Here is a 17,039-nt window from a genome sequence, read left to right on the forward strand (position 1 = left end):
TTCAACAAGGAAAGCGGCCGAACCGCCACTTTTTAACCTGACGTCGCGCTCAGCGCACCAGGTCCCAGCCCATCATCAGCGCCGCCACGCCCATCAGTGCCGTGCCGCCCCACCCCAGCCAGCGCGTCTTGCGGCCCGAGGTGAAACGCCCCATGACCTCGGTGCGGGTGGCGAGCACCATCATGGCGGCCATGATCGGCACCGCCACGACACCGTTGATGACGGCGCTCCAGTAGAGCGCCTTCATCGGGTCGATCGGCGTGAAGTCCAGCGCCGTGCCGGCCAACGTGGCCAGCGCGATGATCCCGTAGAAGCCCTTGGCTTCGCGCCAGTGCCGCTCGAGACCCTCTTCCCAGCCCAGCGCCTCGGCCACCGCGTAGGCGGCCGACGACGCCAGCACCGGCACCGCCAGCAAGCCGGTGGCGATGATGCCGCCCGCGAAAAGCCAGAACGCGAAGTTGCCCGCCAGCGGCCGCAGCGCCTCCGCGGCCTGCGCCGCGGACGTCACGTCGTGCACGCCGCCGGCATACAGCACCGCCGCGCCGACGACCATCACGAAGAAGGCGATCAGGTTCGAGAAGGTCATGCCGACCCAGGTGTCGAGCTTGACGCGGCCGAGGTCGCGCAGGATCTGCCTGTCGGTGCCGCGCCGGCCGCCCTTGAGCCGCAGCTCCTCGACTTCTTGCGAGGCCTGCCAGAAGAAGAGGTAGGGCGAGATCGTGGTGCCGAGCAGCGCGACGATCATCATCCAGTACTCGCCGCTCCATTGAAGCTTCGGCACGACCAGGTCGTGCAGCACGAGCCCCCAAGGCACGTGCACCGCAAAGACGGTCGCCACGTAAGCGAACAGGGTGAGCGTCAGCCACTTCAGGATGTGCGCGAGCTTGCGATACGGCACGAAGACCTGCAGCAGCACCGTGAGCACGCCGAACGCAAACGAATGGAGTTGCTGCGGTCCGCCGACGACGAGCTGCAACGCGCCGCCCATGGCCGCCACATCGGCGGCGATGTTGATCGTGTTGGCGATCACCAGCAGGCTGACCAGCAGCACCAGCAGCGAGCGCGGCATGTGCTCGCGCAGGTTCGCCGCCACGCCCTTGCCGGTGACCCGGCCGATGCGTGCCGACACCAGCTGGATCGCCACATGAACGGCAACGACAGGAACACCGTCCACAGCAGCCCGGTGCCGAACTGCGCCCGGCCTGCGTGTACGTCGCAATGCCGGACGGGTCGTCGTCCGCAGCGCCGGTGACGACACCGGGGCCGACGTGGCGCAGGAAGGAAGGAAGGCGTTTTTTCACGCGCGGATCATGCGCTTGCGGCCTGACCGGACGATGACCGGCGGCGGCGTGCCGCTGCCAATGTCCCGGCGGCGACCGGCGCGGTGTCGACCCCGATGGGCGAAGCACCACTTTCTGCCTAGAGTCGGCGGGCGTTCTGCATTGTTCTTAGAAAGAGGTTTTCATCATGGGTGCACGCAAGGTCTGCGTCGTGACAGGTTCGTCGTCGGGCATCGGCGCTTCCACGGCGCGGCTGTATGCCGGACGCGGTTGGGATGTGGTCGTCAACTACTCGCGCAACCCGGCGCCCGCCGAAGCTGTCGCCGTCGAGTGCCGCGCGCTCGGCGCCGACGCGCTGGTCGTCAAGGCCGATGTGTCGTCGGACGCCGATTGCCGCCGCCTCGCGGCCGAGGTCGACGCACGCTTCGGCCGCGCCGATGCGCTGGTCAACAATGCCGGCACCACCAAGTTCGTCGCGCTGAAAAACCTCGACGGACTGGAGGCCGAGGACTTCCAGCGCATCTACGCGGTCAACGTGATCGGCGCCTACCAGATGAGCCGCGCGCTGGTGCCGCTGTTGAAAAAGCGGGACGGCGCCGCCGCGGGCATCGTGAACATCTCGTCGGTCGCGTCGATGATGGGCGTGGGCTCGTCGATCGCCTACATGGCGAGCAAGGGCGCACTGAACGCGATGACGGCGGGGCTGGCCCGCGCGCTCGGCCCGGACATCCGCGTCAACGCGATCGCGCCGGGCCTGGTCGAGACACCCTGGCTGGTCGAGGGCATGGGCGCCGAGCGCTACGCCCAGGCCGTCGAAGGCTACAAGGCGCGTGCGACGCTGGACGCGGTGATCTCGCCCGACGACGTGGCCGAAGCCGCCTGGTGGCTCGGTGCCGGCGCTGCCAAGACGACCGGCGAAGTGCTCCTGCTCGACGCCGGCATGCGGCTCACGAAAGGTTGATCAGAGGATCAGCAGCGCGCGGAAGTCGTTGACGTTGGTGTGCGTCGGCCCGGTCACGAGCAGGTCGCCGATCGCATCGAAGTAGCCATAGGCGTCGTTGCGGTCGAGGTGCGCAGCCAGCTTGCAGCCCTTCACCTCGGCGCGCCGGAGCGTGTCGGGCGTGACGAAGGCGCCGGCGTTGTCTTCCACGCCGTCGATGCCGTCGGTGTCGGCGGCCAGCGCCCAGACGCCGGGTTGCCCCATCAGCGCACCCGCCAGGCCCAGGCAGAACTCGCCGGCACGGCCGCCGCGGCCCTTGGGCTGGCCGAGCTGGCGCGGGCGGATCGTCACGGTCGTCTCCCCGCCCGAAAGGATCACGCAGGGCTTCGAGAACGGCGTGCCGCGGTGCGCCACCGAGCGCGCGAGCGCCGCATGCACCTTGCCGACCTCGCGCGATTCGCCTTCGATCTCGTCGCTCAGGATGTGCGCCTCAACGCCGGCCGCCCGTGCCACCGCGGCCGCCGCTTCGAGTGATTGCTGAGGTGTGGCGATCAGATGCGTGGTGTGGCCGGCGAACACGGCGTCGCCGGGCTTGGGCGTTTCGAGCGCGCCGCTTTCGAGGTCGGCGCGCACCGTGGCCGGCACCTCGATGCGGTAGCGGTCGAGGATGGCGAGCGCGTCGGCGCAGGTGGTGGCGTCGGGCACGGTCGGGCCGCTGGCGATCACGGCCGGGTCGTCGCCGGGCACGTCGCTGATCGTGAGCGTGACGACCTGCGCCGGCGCGCAGGCTGCGGCGAGGCGCCCGCCCTTGACGCGCGACAGGTGCTTGCGCACGCAGTTCATCTCGCCGATGCCGGCGCCGCTCTCGAGCAGTTGCTGGTTGATGCGCTGCTTGTCGGCCAGCGTCATGCCGTCGGCCGGCAGCGTGAGCACCGCCGAGCCGCCACCGGAAATGAGGCACAGCACGAGATCGTCCGCTGTCAGCCCTTCGGTCAGCGCGAGGATGCGTTCGGCGGCGCGCAGGCCGGCTTCGTCGGGCACGGGATGCGACGCCTCGACCACTTCGATGCGTTGCTTCAGGCCATCGGGCCGCGGCGGCACGTGGCCGTAGCGGGTGACGACGAGCCCCGACAGCGCCGCGTCCGCCGGCCACAGCGCTTCGAGCGCCTGCGCCATCGAGCCGCCCGCCTTGCCCGCGCCCAGCACCAGCGTGCGGCCTTTGGGCGGGGCCGGCAGGTGCACACCGATGCTGGCCAGCGGCAGCGCGCGCTCGACCGCCACGCGGTAGAGGTGCTCGAGGAATTCGCGCGGCGCGGTGCGTGCGTCGGGGGTCGGCTGCCCGGAAATCGATGCGATCATGGTTTCTGTCTCCGTTCTGTTTTCATGGATTGTCCCGCGTCATGACCACCTTGCTGATCCGCCATGCCGACTGCGTCGCCACCTTCGACGACGCACGCACCGAACTGCGGGACGCGTCGATTTTCGTGCGCGGCAACCTGGTCGAGTCGATCGGCCTCGCTGCCGATCTGCCGCAGACCGCCGACGAAGTGATCGATGCGCGTGGTCATGTCGTGATCCCGGGCCTGGTCAACACGCACCACCACATGTACCAGACGCTGACGCGCGCGATCCCGGCCGTGCAGGACGCCGAGCTGTTCTCGTGGCTGCGCGGCCTCTACCCGATCTGGGCCGGCCTCACGCCGGAGATGGTGCAGGTGTCCACGCAAATCGCGATGGCCGAACTGCTGCTCTCCGGCTGCACCACCAGCAGCGACCATCTCTACATCTACCCGAACGGCGTGCGGCTCGACGACAGCATCGAGGCCGCTCAGGAGATCGGCATGCGTTTCGTCGCATCGCGCGGCAGCATGAGCGTCGGCGCGTCGGCCGGCGGCCTGCCGCCCGACAGCGTGGTCGAGCGCGAAGACGCGATCCTGAAAGACACACAACGGCTCATCGAAACCTGGCACGACGCCTCGCACGGGTCGATGCTCAACGTGGCCGTCGCGCCGTGCTCGCCCTTCAGCGTGAGCCGCGACCTGATGCGCGAATCGGCCGCGCTCGCGCGCTCGTTCACCGGGCTCGGCGTGCGGCTGCACACCCACCTGGCGGAGAACGACCACGACATCGCCTACAGCCGCGAGAAATTCAACTGCACGCCCGCCGAATACGCGCAGGACCTCGGCTGGCTGGGCGACGACGTCTGGCACGCGCACTGCGTCAAGCTCGACGAGCCCGGCATCGGCCTCTTCGCGCAAAGCCGGACCGGCGTGGCGCACTGCCCATGCAGCAACATGCGCCTCGCGTCCGGCCTGGCGCCGGTGCGACGGATGATCGACGCCGGTGTGCCGGTCGGCCTGGGCGTCGACGGCAGCGCGAGCAACGACGGCTCGCACATGCTCGGCGAAGCCCGCCAGGCCTTGCTGATGGCGCGCGTGCGGCGCTCGCTCGACCCGTTCGGCTGCGATCACGGACCGGCGGAAATGACAGCGCGCGACGCGCTGCGCATCGCAACGCGCGGCGGCGCTGAGGTCCTTGGCCGCAAGGACATCGGCCAGCTCGCGCCCGGCCTCTGCGCCGACATGGCGCTCTTCGACGTGCGAACGCTCGGGTTCGCGGTGGCGCGGTGCACGACCCGGTGGCGAGCCTGCTGCTGTGCGCGAGCCCGACGGCAGCCTGGACGATCGTGAACGGCCGCGTGGTCGTGCGCGAAGGCCGGCTCGCGACGGTCGATCTCGGTCCGCTGGTGGAGCGGCACAACGTGCTTGCCCTGCAACTGGCCGGCACGCGCTAGGCGCGGTGGCGCGTCACTTCGTGGTGGCGCCTTGTTCGAACCACTTGCCGATCAAGGCGCGTTCGGCGTCCGTGATCCCCGTCGCGTTGTTCATCGGCATGATCTTCGTGACCACCACCTGCTGGTAGATGCCTTGCGCATGCGCCGCCACCTGGTCGGGCGAATCGACGCGCACGTTCTTCATCTGCATCGCCGTGCCGTGGCACATGTAGCAGCGCTGCTCCAGCACCTTCTGCACGTCGCCGAACGCCACCTTCTGCACCACCGCGCCGGCCACCGGCGCAGCGACAGGCTCGGGCTTCATCCAGACGATGGTGAAGCCGAGCACCGCGATGCCGAACAGCGCATACGGCAGGGGATGCTTGGCGTTGCCCAGCTTGAAGCGATGCCGCACCACGAAGAACTGGCGAATCGCCGCGCCGCCCAGCATGATGAGCAGCAGCACGATCCAGTTGTACTTGTGCGTGTAGGTGAAGCTGTAGTGGTTGCTCAGCATCGCGAAGAGCACCGGCAGCGTGAAGTAGGTGTTGTGCACGCTGCGCTGCTTGCCGCGCTGGCCGTGCACCGGGTCGACCGGACGGCCTTCGCGCAGCGCGGCGACGTTCTTGCGCTGGCCCGGAATGATCCAGAAGAACACGTTGCCGCTCATGGTCGTGGCCATCATCGCGCCGACCAGCAGGAAGGCCGCGCGCCCGGCGAACCAGTGGCACGCAAGCCAGGTCGCGAAGCAGATGAAGAGCGCGATCAGCACGCCGACGATGGTGTCGCCGTTCTTGCGCTTTCCGAAGACCTGGCAGATGCCGTCGTAGACCATCCAGAACACGACGAAGAAGGCCAATGCGACGCCGATGGCGGCACCCGGTTGCCAGTCCATCTTGGACTTGTCGATGAGGTACGTGCTCGCGTTCCACAGGTACGACATCGTGAAGAGCGAGAACCCGGTGATCCAGGTGGTGTAGCTCTCCCAGTAAGACCAGTGCAGGTGGTCCGGCACCTTCTTGGGCGCCAGCAAGTACTTCTGCATGTTGTAGAAGCCGCCGCCGTGCACGGCCCACTGCTCGCCGCCCACGCCCTTGTCGAGCGATTCGGGGTCGAGCGGCCTCTCGAGGCTGTTGTCCAGCATCACGAAGTAGAAGGAAGCGCCGATCCAGGCCACCGCGGTGATCACGTGGACCCAGCGCAGCAGCAGATTGGCCCAGTCGAGGTAGTAACTTTCCATGTGCCTTCAGCCTTGGCGACGTGTGGAAACGCCGCGAGAGGTTTTGCGTCTGCTCACCACTGCGGGCGCTGTAAGCAGAGAAAGTGCCGCGAACGCAGGTCGTGATGACCTGGCTCCGCTGCGGCTTGTTGTGGACCGGAGTGTATACACGTTGCTTGCGTGGGAAGGTGATTTTCGAGCGTGGTCAGTGCAAACCCTGCAACAACTGTGCCGCCACCGCCACAGCGATCACCTCGGGCTCCTTGCCGCCGATGCCCGGCACGCCGATCGGGCAGGTGATGCGCGCCATTTCGTCTTCAGAAAAACCCCGCGCTTCGAGGCGATGCCGGAACGTCGCCCACTTCGTCTTGCTGCCGATGAGGCCGACATACGGCAGGTCGCCCGTCTCGCGCAAACGCTTCAGGCAGGCGATGACGATGTCGAGGTCCTCGGCATGGCTGAAGCTCATGATCAGCACGCGCGAGCCGGGCGCGAGCTGCGCCACCGCGTCCTGAACCGGCTCGGAATGCTCGGTCTGGACCTGGGCCGGCACCTCCGTCGGAAAGACGCCGTCGCGGCTGTCGATCCAGCGCACCGAGAACGGCAGCGACGCCAGCAGGCGCGCGAGTGCCGCACCTACATGCCCGCCGCCGAACAGCGCGACCGGCGGCAGCCGTGCCACGAGTTCTTCCCGGAGCGCCGCGCGGTCCGCCGCCGTCACGCGCTGGTACGCGAGGAACATCACGCCGCCGCAGCACTGGCCGAGACTGGGCCCAAGCGCGTAACGCATGACGTCGTCGACGGAACGCTCGCCGCCCAAAATTTCGCGCGCGATCTGCGTGGCCTGGAATTCGAGCTGCCCACCGCCGATGGTCGCCGTGAGGCCGTCGGCCCACACCGCCATCCAGGTGCCGGCCTCGCGCGGCGCCGAGCCCTGAGTCGCGGTGACGCGGACCAGCACGGCGTCCTCGCGCTGCAATCTGGCCAGCAACTCGTCGACGAATCCGGTCATGTCGGAATCTTCCGGTTGCCCGCCCGTCGGCGCACCACTGTATAAATCCGCCGATGACTTTGACGACCCGCTCGCGCCGCACCGTTTTTGCCCTCGCCCGCTGCGGCGCCCTGCTCGCCCCACTGTGGCTCGCCGCCTGCGGCAGCACCGGCCCGCATGCACCCATCACTTCGCCGGTGCCCGGCCAGCTGAGCGACGCCACGCCGCAAGCGGCGATTCCCGGCAAGGCACCGCGCGCCTCTGCCGCCGCCACGCCGCGCGACTACCGTCGCGATGCGGCGCGCCACATCTACGAAGCCAACAAGGCACGCATCTACGCCGGCCAACTGCCGCCGATCCTCTATGCGGTCGGCACGCTGCAGGTGAACCTCGACGCCAGCGGCAAGGTGCTGTCGATGCACTGGATGCGTGCGCCCAAACACGCGCCGGAAGTCATCGCCGAGATCGAGCGCACCGTGTTGGCGGCGTCGCCCTTCCCTGCAGCGACGCAGTTGGGCAAGGTCACGTGGACCGACACCTGGCTCTGGGACAAGGGCGGACATTTTCAGCTGGACACCCTGACCGAAGGCCAACTCTGACTCACGAACCCCGGTAGGTGGAATAACTCCACGGGCTCACAAGCAGGGGCACGTGGTAGTGCTGGTCGGTGCGCGCCACGCCGAAGTCGAGCGACACCTTGCCGAGGAAGTTCGGCTCCGGCAAGGTCACGCCGAGCTTGCCGAAATAACCCGCAACGTCGAAAACCAGGCGATAGGTGCCGACCTTGATCGTGTGGTTGTCGTAAAGCGGCGCATCGCTCCGGCCATCGGCGTTCAGCGTGAAACGCTTGACCAGCGTGGCCTCGTCGCCGCGGGTCGTGAACAGTGCCACTTCCATGCCGGCGGCCGGTCCGCCATGCATCGTGTCCAGTACGTGAGTGCTCAGGCCCATCGGTCAACTCCTGTGAATGAGGGGATCATATATTTCAGTCGACAAAAGTGTATACAGATTTTTTGTCTGGGACTATCATCAAAAAATGGATTCGACCACCACGCGCTCTATCGTCGATGCGCTCACCAAGGCGATTGTGGAACACCGGCTCCAGCCCGGCAGCAAACTCGCCGAGCAAAAGTTGGCAGATCATTTCGGCGTCTCGCGCACGTTGGTGAGGCAAGCTTTGTTCCAGCTCTCGCAAAACAGGCTGATCCGTCTCGAGCCAGCGCGTGGGGCCTTCGTCGCGGCCCCCGCCGTGGACGAAGCCAGGCAGGTGTTTTCGGTGCGCCGCATGCTCGAAGCCTCGATGGCCCGCGAGTTCTGCCGCACCGTCACGCCGGGAAAGATCAAATCGCTCAGGGAGCATGTGGCGCTGGAAAAGGCAGCGGTCGCGGGGGAAGACATTTCCGATCGCACCGAACTGCTGGGCGACTTTCACGTTCGCATGGCCGAACTCATGGGCAACACCGTTTTGGCACAAATTCTCGGAGAACTGATTTCGCGCTGCGCGCTCATCACGCTGATGTATCAGACAGCGAGCGCAGCCGAACATTCGAATGATGAGCATGCCGACATCGTGAAAGCGCTGGCGGCCAGGGACGAAGAACGCGCAGTGCGCCTGATGACCGAACACCTCGAGCACGTCGAAGCCCAACTGACTTTCGACCGCAAGATTCCGACCAACGACATCTCTCTCGCCCTGTCATGACCGACAACTCCTCACTTTCCGTCTACCCCGCGACATGGTCGGCTACGGCCGCGACGTGCCGCACGCGCAATGGCCCGGCGGCGCGAAGATCGCCGTCCAGTTCGTCCTCAACTACGAGGAAGGCGGCGAGAACAATCCGCTTCACGGGGACCCGACCTCCGAGACCTTCCTGTCGGAACTCGTCACCGCGCAAGCCTACGAAAACCGCCACATGACGATGGAGTCGATGTACGAATACGGCTCGCGCGCCGGCGTGTGGCGCATCCTGCGCGAGTTCGAATCGCGCGGCCTGCCGATGACCGTTTTCGCCGTCGGCATGGCGCTGCAGCGCTACCCCGAACTGCTCGACACCTTCCTAAAAAACGGCTACGAGATCGCCAACCACGGCCTGCGCTGGATTCATTACCAGAACCTGCCCGAGCAGAACGAGCGCCGCCACATGGGCCTCGCCACGCATGTGCTGAAAGACATGACCGGCGGGCAGTGGCCGCTCGGCTGGTACACCGGGCGCGACAGCCCCAACACGCGCCGCCTCCTGGTCGACCAGGGCGGCTACGAATACGACAGCGACTACTACGGCGACGACCTGCCCTTCTGGATGGAAGTCGCCAAGAGCGACGGCGACATGGTGCCGCATCTGGTGGTGCCCTACTCGCTCGACTGCAACGACATGCGCTTCGTCCAGGCGCAAGGCTTCAACACCGGCGATCACTTCTTCAACTACCTGAAGGACAGCTTCGACGCGCTCTACGCCGAGGGCGACACCGCGCCCAAGATGATGAGCGTCGGCATGCACTGCCGCCTGCTCGGCAAGCCGGGTCGTATCGGGTCGCTCCAGCGCTTTCTCGACTACGTCCAGAGCCACGAAAAGGTTTGGGTCTGTCGCCGGATCGACATTGCCCGGCACTGGAAGAAGGTGCATCCGTTCACACCAAAAAAGGGAGACTGACAAATGACACTGACCCTCCAGCAGCTCAATGCTGCGACGCCGACCGAGGCGGTGGCGCTGCTCGACGGCATCTACGAGCATTCGCCGTGGGTGGCCGAGGCCGCGCTCGCGTCGCGGCCGTTCCGCTCGCTCCAGCACCTGAAGCATGCGATGGCCCAGGCCGTGACCCATGCGACGGCAGCGCAGCAACTGAGCCTCATCCGTGAGCACCCGGAGCTGGCAGGCAAGCAGATGGAGGGCCACACACTCACGGCCGAATCGACGAACGAACAGAGCAAGGCCGGCCTCACGAATTGCACGACGGAGGAACTCACGCAAATTCGCCGGCTGAACACGACCTACGGCGCGAAGTTCGGATTTCCGTTCATCCTGGCGGTGCGCGGACCACGCGGCCTGGGCCTCTCGAAAGCGGAAATCCTCGCGACCTTCGAGCGACGCATTCACCACCATCCTTCCTTCGAACGCGGTGAAGCGCTGCGCAACATCCACCGCATCGCGGAGATCCGCCTGAACGACAAGTTCGGCGTGGCGCCTCTGCTCGGCAACGAAGTGTGGGATTGGCAGGAGCAGCTGTCGGTGCACACCGACCCGGGCTACGCCGAACTCGGGCAGCTCACCGTGACCTACCTCACCGATGCCCACCGTGCCTGTGCCGCGCAGATCGCGCAAGGCATGCGCGACTGCGGCTTCGACTCGGTGCAGATCGACGCGGTCGGCAACGTGGTGGGCCGTTACGAGGGCACCACGCCCGGCGCGAAAACGCTGCTTACCGGCTCGCACTACGACACCGTGCGCAATGGCGGCAAGTACGACGGTCGCCTCGGCATCTTCGTGCCGATGGCGTGCGTGCGCGAACTTAAATTGCAGAATCGCCGCCTGCCGTTCGCCTTCGAAGTGGTCGGCTTCGCGGAGGAGGAAGGCCAGCGCTACAAAGCGACCTTCCTCGGCTCCGGCGCGCTCATCGGCCACTTCAACACGGCATGGCTCGACCAGCAGGACGCCGACGGCATCACGATGCGCGATGCCATGGCGCATGCCGGCCTCACGCTCGCCGACATCCCGAAAATCCAGCGCGATCCGTCGAAATACCTCGGCTTCGTCGAGGTGCACATCGAGCAAGGTCCGGTGTTGACGGAGCTTGACCTGCCGCTCGGCATCGTCACGTCCATCAATGGCAGCGTGCGCTACGTCGGCGAAGTATTCGGCATGGCGAGCCACGCAGGCACCACCCCGATGGACCGCCGCCGGGACGCTGCAGCGGCCGTGGCCGAACTCATTCTTTTCGCAGAGCAACGCGCCGCGACAGACGGCGACTCGGTCGCGACGGTCGGCATGCTGCAGGTGCCCAATGGCTCCATCAACGTGGTGCCGGGCCACTGCAAGTTCAGCCTGGACATCCGCGCGCCGAACAACGGCCAGCGCGACAGCCTGGCCGACGACATCGTCTCCGCGCTGAAAGACATCTGCGAGCGCCGCAGCGTGCGCTACACGCTCGAAGAAACCATGCGCGCGGCCGCAGCACCCAGCGCGCCCGACTGGCAGCAACGCTGGGAGAAGGCGGTCGACACGCTCGGCATCCCGCTCTTTCGCATGCCGAGCGGCGCGGGCCACGACGCGATGAAGCTGCACGAAGTGATGCCCCAAGCCATGCTTTTCGTGCGCGGCATCAATTCCGGCATCAGCCACAACCCGCTCGAATCGAGCACCAACGACGACATCCAGCTTTCGGTACAAGCGTTTCAGCTTTTGCTCGACAACCTGGCCGAAGAAATCAAATGACAGATTACGCCAAGCTCGATGCCTGGATCGACGCCCATTTCGACGAGGAAGTGAAGTTCTTGCAGCAACTGGTGCAAGTCCCCACCGACACGCCACCTGGCAACAACGCGCCGCACGCCGAGCGCACGGCCGAGCTGCTCAAGGATTTCGGCTTCGACGCCGAAAAGCACGCGGTGCCGACCCAGGAGGTGAAGGACTACGGCCTCGAATCGATCACCAACCTGATCGTTCGCCGGAAGTACGGCGAAGGCCGAACCGTGGCGCTCAATGCGCACGGCGACGTGGTCCCGCCGGGTGACGGCTGGACGCACGACCCCTACGGCGGCGAGATCGACAACGGCAGCCTGTACGGACGCGCCGCCGCCGTGAGCAAGAGCGACTTCGCGAGCTTCACCTTCGCGTTGCGCGCGCTCGAAGCGGTCGCCAGGCCAGTCAAGGGCAGCGTCGAACTGCACTTCACTTACGACGAAGAGTTCGGCGGCCTGCTCGGCCCGGGCTGGCTGCTGAAGAACGGCCTCACCCAACCCGACCTGATGATCGCGGCCGGCTTCAGCTACGAAGTCGTCACTGCGCACAACGGCTGCCTGCAGATGGAAGTGACGGTGCACGGCAAGATGGCACACGCCGCCATCCCGAGCACCGGCGTCGACGCCCTGCAGGGCGCGACGAAAATCCTGAACACGCTGTATGCGCAGAACGCGCTCTATCAAAAGGTGACGTCGAAGGTCGAGGGCATCACGCACCCCTACCTGAACGTCGGGCGCATCGAAGGCGGCACCAACACCAACGTCGTGCCGGGCAAAGTGGTGTTCAAGCTCGACCGCCGGATGATCCCGGAAGAAAATCCGGTCGAAGTCGAAGCCAACATTCGCCGGGTGATCGCCGATGCGGCGGCTGAAAGTGCCGGCATCACGGTCGAGATCAAGCGCACGCTGCTGGCCAATGCGATGCAGCCGCTGCCGGGCAACCAGCCGTTGGTCGAAGCCATTCAGAAACACGGCGTCGAACTCTTCGGCGAGCCGATCAAGGCCATGGGCACCCCTCTCTACACCGACGTGCGCCTCTATGGCGAGGACGGTATCCCCGGCGTCATCTATGGTGCCGGTCCGCGCACGGTGCTCGAATCGCATGCCAAGCGCAACGATGAACGCGTGGTGCTCGAAGACCTGCGCCGTGCGACAAAGGTGATTGCGCGCACGCTGGCCGACCTGTTGGCCTGACCGTCGGCCCGCCGCACCGATGCCGCCGTCAAGCGGATGGTGGCCGGTTGCCGAGCAACAGATCCCTAAAAGCCGCCGCCGCCGGCGATGGCGAATTGCCCGGTGCGCGCAGCAAGGTCATGGTGCGCGCGATCTGCGGTCGTCCAACCGCTCGCACTTCCAGCCCGTGCCACTGCGCCAGCGGCCGCAGCGCCATCGTGACGACGGCGATGCCGAGGCCTTCGCGGGCGAGACCCATCATGGTCCACGGCAGCGCGATCTCGAACGCATAGTCCAGCGTGAGGCCGCGCTCGGCCAGTTTCTCTTCCAGCACCCGACGCACCGGATTGCCCGGCAGGTAGCCGATGACCGGCTCGCGCGCCACCTGCGACCACTCGAGCGTGCGGCGCGCACACAGCGGATGGTCGGGTGGCAGCACCGCCACGAACTCGTCGGCCGACATGGCCGTGCTCACCAGGTCGGTGCGCGCATCGGTCTGGGTCGCGATGCCCAGGTCGGCCGCGCCGCTGCGCACCAGCGCATGCACTTCGTGCTCGGGCACGTCGTGCAGGACCACGCGCACGCCCGGGTGCGATTCACGGAAAGCGCGGATCGTCGGCGGCAACAGCAGCGCGCACTGGACGTTGGGCGCCGCCACCGTGACGCGGCCGCGCGAGAAGCGTGCAAAGTCGCGCGCATCGTCGAACAGATGGTCCCAGTCGGCCACGAGCCGGAGCGCCGCCGGCAACAACGCCGCGCCGGCCTCGTTGACACGGCAGGCGCGCGTGTGGCGATCGAAGAGGCGGGTGCCAAGTTGTTTTTCGAGCTTGACCAGCGACGCGCTGAGCGACGACTGCGACATGCCGAGCCGCTCGGCCGCCCGGGTGAAATGGCCGCTTTCCGCCAGCGCGACGAAGACGCGAAGCTCTGCCAGTGACGATGCTTTCATCGCGAACTCCGATTGATTTATAGGATTGTGCGTCTTTTTCGATTTCTCGCCCGGCCCTATTCTTGCGTCGCCTCGCACGACGACCGTGCCCGCTTTTGCCCTTCCTCAACCAGGAGTCGCCCATGAGTTCCAGCGTCACGTCCCCCGTGGATCCCGTCGATCAGCGCTTGCCCGGCGGCAAGCTGGCGGCCCTCGGCCTTCAGCACGTCCTGGTGATGTATGCGGGCGCCGTCGCGGTGCCGCTCATCGTCGGGCGTGCACTCAAGCTGAGCCCCGACGAGGTCGCCTTGCTGATTTCGGCCGACCTGTTCTGCTGCGGCATCGCGACCCTGATCCAGTCGCTCGGCGCCACGCAATGGTTCGGCGTCAAGCTGCCAGTCATGATGGGCGTGACGTTCGCATCGGTCGCGCCGATGGTGGCCATCGCGAACGCGAATCCGGGCGCCGCAGGTGCCCAGCTGCTCTTCGGCTCGATCATCGGCGCCGGCATCATTTCGATACTGATCGCGCCGATGGTGAGCCGCATGCTGCGGTTCTTTCCGCCGGTGGTCACCGGCACCATCATCGCGGTCATCGGCATCAGCCTGATGCGCGTGGGCATCAACTGGATCTTCGGCAACCCGTTCGGCCCGACGGCACCCAACGTGGTCGACCCGGCCTACGTGAAGTGGCTGGCCGACGTGACATCGCCCGGCAGCGCGACGCCCGCCGTGCCCAAGGGCTTCGCGATCATGCCGACCGTGCCGAACCCCAAGTACGCCGACCTCACCGGCGTGGCCATCGCCGCGCTGGTTCTGGTGTCGATCCTGTTGATCGTCAAGTTCGCCAAGGGCTTCATCGCCAACATTTCGGTATTGCTCGGCATCGTGATCGGTGCGGTCGTCGCCACGGCCATGGGCATCATGACGTTCGAAAAAGTGGGCAAGGCCGCATGGATCGACGTGGTGCTTCCCTTCCACTTCGGCATGCCGTTGTTCGACCCGCTGCTCATCCTGACGATGACGCTGGTGATGATCGTCGTGATGATCGAATCGACCGGCATGTTCCTGGCGCTCGGCGAAATGACCGACCGCAAGATCAGCCAGCAAGACCTCGCGCGCGGTCTGCGCACCGACGGCCTTGGTACGCTGATCGGCGGGATCTTCAACACCTTTCCCTACACGAGCTTCTCGCAGAACGTGGGGCTCGTGGCGGTCACCGGCGTGAAGAGCCGTTTCGTCTGCGTGGCCGGCGGCGTGATCCTCATCGTGCTGGGCCTGTTGCCCAAGATGGCCGCACTGGTCGAGTCGCTGCCGACCGTGGTGCTCGGCGGCGCTGGACTGGTGATGTTCGGCATGGTGGCCGCCACCGGCATCCGCATCCTGTCGGGCGTGGACTTCAAGACCAACCGGCAGAACGCGATGATCGTCGCCGTGTCGATCGGCGTCGGCATGATTCCGCTGATCGCCCCCAACTTCAAGCAGTGGATGCCGCACGGCATTCATTCGCTGATCGAGTCCGGCATCCTGCTGACCTCCATCGCGGCCGTGGCGCTCAACCTCTTCCTCAACGGCGCGAAGCACGACGAGGCCGCGATCATCGCGGCGGCCAAACAGGCGGAAGCGCACTGAACAGCACAGCAATCCGCCCTTTTCAAAGCCCCGCAATGCGGGGCTTTTTCAATTTCTGGCGCGAAGTTTGCTTATTGGAATCTCCGGGTTAACCGCTATTCGAGTTTCGGACTGGTTTGTATACAGTCCGGCGCACACTGCAGTGCACGATCTGTGGCGCCACCCGATTCATAACAGTTCAACTGAGGGGAAATGAAAATGAGTGATCACGGAGTTCCTGGTGCGGACGAGCGCCTCATCAACGAAGACTTGGCGCCCGTCACCGGCGCACGCAAGACCTGGTCTTCCTACAGCGTGTTCGCGATGTGGATGTCCGACGTGCACAGCGTCGGCGGCTACACCTTCGCAGCCAGTCTCTTCCTGCTCGGCCTCTCGGGTTGGCAGGTACTGATCGCCCTGATCGTGGGCATCGGCATCGTCAACGTGCTGATGAACTGGATCGGCAAGCCGAGCCAGCAGAACGGTATTCCCTTCCCGGTGATGGCGCGCATCAGCCTCGGCGTGATGGGCGCGAACTTCGCCGCCGTGATCCGCGGCGTGGTCGGCATCGTCTGGTATGGCGTGCAGACCTACTTCGCGTCGAAGGCGGTCGCCACACTGGTGCTCGTTTTCTTTCCCGAAGCCGCTTCGCTGCACACGACGAGCTTCCTTCGGCTCGACATGCTGGGCTGGTTCTGCTTTCTCTTCATGTGGTTCTTCCAGCTGCTGATCTTCCAGCGCGGCATGGAAGCGATCCGCAAGTTCATCGACTTCTGCGGCCCGGCCGTGTATGTCGTGATGTTCATGCTGATGGGCTGGATCATCTGGAAGGCGGGCTGGGATTCGCTGGACCTGACGCTCTCGGACAAGGTGCTCACGGGCGGCGAGTCGTTCATCGCGATGGGCAGCGCGATCCTGCTGGTGGTGAGTTACTTCGCGGCGTTGCTGCTGAACTTCGGCGACTTCTCCCGCTACGCCAAGACCGAACGCGACATGAAGGTCGGCAACTTTTTGGGCCTGCCGGTCAACTTCCTGCTGTTCGCAATCATCGTCGTGGTCGTGACCGCTGGCAGCGCCAAAGTGTTCGGCCACATGATCATGGACCCGATCGAAATCGTCTCGAAGATCGACAACAAATGGGCCGTGGTGCTGGGCAGCGTGACCTTCATCATCGCGACCATGGGCATCAACATCGTGGCGAACTTCGTCTCGCCGGCTTACGACATCGCGAACCTGTTCCCCAAGCACATCGACTTCAAGAAGGGCGGTCTCATCACCTCGATCCTCGCGGTCTGCGTGTGCCCGTGGATCTTCGTGGACAGTCCGAAGGCGATCACTGTTTTTGTCAGCGTGTTCGGCGCAGTGCTCGCCCCGATGTTCGGCGTGATGATGGCCGACTTCTACCTGCTCAAGAAGCAGGTGGTCGATGTCGAGCAGCTCTACTCGATGGCACCGAACGGGCGCTACCATTATGACGGGGGCTGGAACAAGGTCGGCCTCGGCGCGTTGGGCATCTCGAGCTTCATCGCGGTGGGCTGGGAAATGTGCACGCAGCTCTTCAAGGTGCTCCCCGAGAACAACTTCGGCTGGGTGATCGGCGCGATTTCAGGCGCGGTCATCTACATGGTCATGATGCGCGGCGCAAAGCGCACGTAGTAACAATAAGGGA

Annotated in this window: 13 protein-coding genes and 2 pseudogenes; 9 read left to right on the forward strand and 6 right to left on the reverse strand. The window is 65.7% G+C overall.

The features are described 5' to 3' along the window. Window positions 1-49: 49 nt before the first annotated feature. Window positions 50-1,301 (reverse strand): annotated as a pseudogene (locus AX767_RS04230) (NRAMP family divalent metal transporter). 166 nt (window positions 1,302-1,467) lie between these two features. Between AX767_RS04230 and AX767_RS04235 the strand changes: the two are divergent. Continuing rightward, window positions 1,468-2,241 (forward strand): SDR family NAD(P)-dependent oxidoreductase, encoded by a 774-nt coding sequence (locus tag AX767_RS04235; RefSeq protein WP_068628905.1) that lies wholly within the window; start codon window positions 1,468-1,470, stop codon window positions 2,239-2,241. On the opposite strand, the gene AX767_RS04240 is transcribed toward AX767_RS04235, so the two are convergent. Further along, entirely contained in the window at window positions 2,242-3,579 is a 1,338-nt protein-coding gene (locus AX767_RS04240) for a glycerate kinase type-2 family protein (protein ID WP_068628907.1), read from the reverse strand. It abuts the gene before it with no gap. A 41-nt stretch (window positions 3,580-3,620) separates the two neighbouring features. On the opposite strand from AX767_RS04240, the pseudogene AX767_RS04245 reads away from it, so the two are divergent. Beyond that, window positions 3,621-5,014, forward strand: a pseudogene (locus tag AX767_RS04245) (8-oxoguanine deaminase). Between the two features lie 13 nt (window positions 5,015-5,027). Here AX767_RS04245 and AX767_RS04250 read toward each other — a convergent pair. Then, window positions 5,028-6,233, reverse strand: coding sequence for a urate hydroxylase PuuD (locus AX767_RS04250; RefSeq protein WP_068628909.1), 1,206 nt, complete (start codon window positions 6,231-6,233; stop codon window positions 5,028-5,030). A gap of 184 nt (window positions 6,234-6,417) precedes the next feature. Further along, window positions 6,418-7,224 carry a xanthine dehydrogenase accessory protein XdhC gene (gene xdhC / locus AX767_RS04255; RefSeq protein WP_068628911.1) on the reverse strand — a complete coding sequence of 269 codons (807 nt, stop codon included), beginning with the start codon at window positions 7,222-7,224 and terminating at the stop codon, window positions 6,418-6,420. 53 nt (window positions 7,225-7,277) lie between these two features. Between xdhC and AX767_RS04260 the strand changes: the two genes are divergently transcribed. Continuing rightward, window positions 7,278-7,802, forward strand: a complete 525-nt coding sequence (locus tag AX767_RS04260) for a hypothetical protein (protein ID WP_068628913.1) — start codon at window positions 7,278-7,280, stop codon at window positions 7,800-7,802. A 1-nt stretch (window position 7,803) separates the two neighbouring features. Here the strand turns inward: AX767_RS04260 and uraH are convergent, their stop codons facing one another. Further along, window positions 7,804-8,154: a hydroxyisourate hydrolase gene (gene uraH / locus AX767_RS04265; protein ID WP_068628915.1), complete on the reverse strand. Its 351-nt coding sequence runs from the start codon at window positions 8,152-8,154 to the stop codon at window positions 7,804-7,806. Window positions 8,155-8,239: 85 nt separating this feature from the next. Here uraH and AX767_RS04270 point away from each other — a divergent pair, with 85 nt between their 5' ends. From AX767_RS04270 to AX767_RS04285, 4 genes are read left to right on the forward strand one after another with little or no spacing between them, the layout of a single operon-like run. Next, window positions 8,240-8,905 (forward strand): GntR family transcriptional regulator, encoded by a 666-nt coding sequence (locus AX767_RS04270; RefSeq protein ID WP_068628917.1) that lies wholly within the window; start codon window positions 8,240-8,242, stop codon window positions 8,903-8,905. Window positions 8,906-8,939: 34 nt separating this feature from the next. Continuing rightward, entirely contained in the window at window positions 8,940-9,854 is a 915-nt protein-coding gene (gene puuE / locus AX767_RS04275; RefSeq protein ID WP_068628919.1) for an allantoinase PuuE, read from the forward strand. Between the two features lie 3 nt (window positions 9,855-9,857). After that, window positions 9,858-11,633, forward strand: a complete 1,776-nt coding sequence (gene uraD / locus AX767_RS04280) for a 2-oxo-4-hydroxy-4-carboxy-5-ureidoimidazoline decarboxylase (protein ID WP_068628921.1) — start codon at window positions 9,858-9,860, stop codon at window positions 11,631-11,633. Continuing rightward, window positions 11,630-12,853, forward strand: a complete 1,224-nt coding sequence (locus AX767_RS04285; RefSeq protein ID WP_068628922.1) for a M20 family metallopeptidase — start codon at window positions 11,630-11,632, stop codon at window positions 12,851-12,853. The genes uraD and AX767_RS04285 overlap by 4 nt, the downstream gene beginning before the upstream one ends. A gap of 28 nt (window positions 12,854-12,881) precedes the next feature. Here the strand turns inward: AX767_RS04285 and AX767_RS04290 are convergent, their stop codons facing one another. Then, on the reverse strand, window positions 12,882-13,781 hold the full coding sequence (locus AX767_RS04290) for a LysR family transcriptional regulator (RefSeq protein ID WP_068628924.1): 900 nt from the start codon (window positions 13,779-13,781) through the stop codon (window positions 12,882-12,884). A 122-nt stretch (window positions 13,782-13,903) separates the two neighbouring features. Between AX767_RS04290 and AX767_RS04295 the strand changes: the two genes are divergently transcribed. After that, window positions 13,904-15,391: a nucleobase:cation symporter-2 family protein gene (locus AX767_RS04295; RefSeq protein WP_068628926.1), complete on the forward strand. Its 1,488-nt coding sequence runs from the start codon at window positions 13,904-13,906 to the stop codon at window positions 15,389-15,391. A gap of 198 nt (window positions 15,392-15,589) precedes the next feature. Next, the gene (locus tag AX767_RS04300; RefSeq protein WP_237288548.1) at window positions 15,590-17,026 is read left to right on the forward strand and encodes an NCS1 family nucleobase:cation symporter-1; all 1,437 of its coding nucleotides are present in this window, start codon (window positions 15,590-15,592) and stop codon (window positions 17,024-17,026) included. The last annotated feature ends 13 nt before the right edge of the window (window positions 17,027-17,039 follow it).

Source organism: Variovorax sp. PAMC 28711 (assembly GCF_001577265.1).
Taxonomy (GTDB): Bacteria; Pseudomonadota; Gammaproteobacteria; order Burkholderiales; family Burkholderiaceae_C; genus Variovorax.

Excerpts from the sequence above, each read along its gene's own strand:
- AX767_RS04235 (WP_068628905.1), top strand. The coding sequence starts at position 1,468 with ATGGGTGCACGCAAGGTCTGCGTCGTGACAGGTTCGTCGTCGGGCATC.
- AX767_RS04240 (WP_068628907.1), bottom strand. The coding sequence starts at position 3,579 with ATGATCGCATCGATTTCCGGGCAGCCGACCCCCGACGCACGCACCGCG.
- AX767_RS04250 (WP_068628909.1), bottom strand. The coding sequence starts at position 6,233 with ATGGAAAGTTACTACCTCGACTGGGCCAATCTGCTGCTGCGCTGGGTC.
- xdhC (WP_068628911.1), bottom strand. The coding sequence starts at position 7,224 with ATGACCGGATTCGTCGACGAGTTGCTGGCCAGATTGCAGCGCGAGGAC.
- AX767_RS04260 (WP_068628913.1), top strand. The coding sequence starts at position 7,278 with ATGACTTTGACGACCCGCTCGCGCCGCACCGTTTTTGCCCTCGCCCGC.
- uraH (WP_068628915.1), bottom strand. The coding sequence starts at position 8,154 with ATGGGCCTGAGCACTCACGTACTGGACACGATGCATGGCGGACCGGCC.
- AX767_RS04270 (WP_068628917.1), top strand. The coding sequence starts at position 8,240 with ATGGATTCGACCACCACGCGCTCTATCGTCGATGCGCTCACCAAGGCG.
- puuE (WP_068628919.1), top strand. The coding sequence starts at position 8,940 with ATGGTCGGCTACGGCCGCGACGTGCCGCACGCGCAATGGCCCGGCGGC.
- uraD (WP_068628921.1), top strand. The coding sequence starts at position 9,858 with ATGACACTGACCCTCCAGCAGCTCAATGCTGCGACGCCGACCGAGGCG.
- AX767_RS04285 (WP_068628922.1), top strand. The coding sequence starts at position 11,630 with ATGACAGATTACGCCAAGCTCGATGCCTGGATCGACGCCCATTTCGAC.
- AX767_RS04290 (WP_068628924.1), bottom strand. The coding sequence starts at position 13,781 with ATGAAAGCATCGTCACTGGCAGAGCTTCGCGTCTTCGTCGCGCTGGCG.
- AX767_RS04295 (WP_068628926.1), top strand. The coding sequence starts at position 13,904 with ATGAGTTCCAGCGTCACGTCCCCCGTGGATCCCGTCGATCAGCGCTTG.
- AX767_RS04300 (WP_237288548.1), top strand. The coding sequence starts at position 15,590 with ATGAGTGATCACGGAGTTCCTGGTGCGGACGAGCGCCTCATCAACGAA.